At 71.4% G+C, this 1,590-nt stretch carries 1 protein-coding gene; it reads right to left on the bottom strand.

All coding sequences use genetic code 11. The features are described 5' to 3' along the window. Window positions 1-1,590 (bottom strand): acyltransferase domain-containing protein (locus tag ACFZBU_RS47945; RefSeq protein WP_391590151.1); only part of this gene is annotated, 1,590 nt, incomplete at both ends.

The following is a 1,590-nucleotide window of genomic DNA, read 5'->3' on the forward strand; positions in this document are numbered from 1 at the left end:
GGTGTTGGAAGGGGTAGGTGGGCAGGTCGGTCAGGGTGGCGGCGGTGCCGGTGAACAGCCGGGACCAGTCGACGGTGTGGCCGTCGGTGTGCAGGTGGGCCAGCGCGGTCACGGCGGTGCGGACCTGGGGCCGGTCACGGCGCTGCAACGCCACGAACGACGCGCCCTCCACACTCTCCGGGCCCATCGCGGTCAACACCCCGTCCGGCCCGATCTCCACGAACCGGGTCACCCCCGACGCGCGCAACCGGGCCAGGTGATCCGCGAACCGCACCGGCTCCCGGACGTGGTCCACCCAATACCGGACCGAACACACCTCCTCGACACCCGCGGCCATCGCGATCTCGGGTGCACCGAACACCACACCGCCCACGACCGCCGCGAACTCCTCCAGCACGGGATCCATCAACGGGGAATGGAACGCGTGACTGACCGTGAGCCGGCTGGTCCTGTGCCCCCGCCCGCGCAACTCGTCCGCGAGCGCGAGGACCACGTCCTCGACCCCGGAGACCACCACCGACGACGGCCCGTTGACCGCCGCGATCCCCACCCCCGCCTCGTGTCCCCGCAACACCTCCAGGACCTCGGCCTCGCTCGCCTTGACCGCGACCATCGCCCCACCCGCCGGCAACGCCTGCATCAACGCGCCCCGCGCCGCGACCACCCGACAGGCGTCGTCCAACGCGAACACCCCGGCCACATGCGCCGCCGCCAACTCGCCGATCGAATGCCCCGTCACGAAATCCGGCCGCACCCCCCACGACTCGAGCAGCCGGAACATCGCCACCTCGACCGCGAACAACGCCGGCTGGGTGAACCCCGTCCCGTCCAACCCCACCCCACCGAACACCACATCCCGCAACGACCGCGACAAATACTCGTCGAACCGGGCACACACCTCGTCGAACGCAGAGGCGAACACCGGGAACACCTCGTACAGCTCCCGACCCATCCCCACCCGCTGCGCACCCTGACCGGTGAACAGGAACGCCGTACGCCCCCCACCCGCCACCCCCGACACCACACCCGCCGAGGCAGCGGCATCCCCGGCGGCCAACGCCCGCAACCCCGCGACCAGTTCGACCCGATCGGCGGCCACCACCACACCACGATGCTCGAACACCGACCGCGACACCGCCGCCGACAACCCCACATCCACCGGCGACACACCACCACCGTCCACCAACGACGCCAACCGCCCCGCCTGAACCCGCAACGCCTCCACCGACCGCCCCGACACCACCACCGGCACCACCGGCAACTCGGTCGGTACCGCCGCCGCCACCGACACCGGCTCGGTCTCCGGGGCCTGCTCCACGACCAGGTGTGCGTTGGTACCGCTGACCCCGAACGAGGACACCGCCGCCCGCCTCGGCCGCCCGGTCGCCGGCCACGGCCGCGGCTCGGTCACCAACTCGATCGAACCCGAGGACCAGTCCACCGCAGGCGTCGGCTCGTCCACGTGCAGCGTCGCCGGCACCACCCCGTGCCGCATCGCCATCACCAACTTGATCACCCCGGCCACCCCGGCCGCCGCCTGCGTATGCCCGATGTTCGACTTCAACGAGCCCAACAGAAGCGGCCGATCGT

Origin of the sequence: Embleya sp. NPDC008237 (assembly GCF_042956465.1) — a bacterium.
Classification (GTDB): Bacteria; Actinomycetota; Actinomycetes; order Streptomycetales; family Streptomycetaceae; genus Embleya.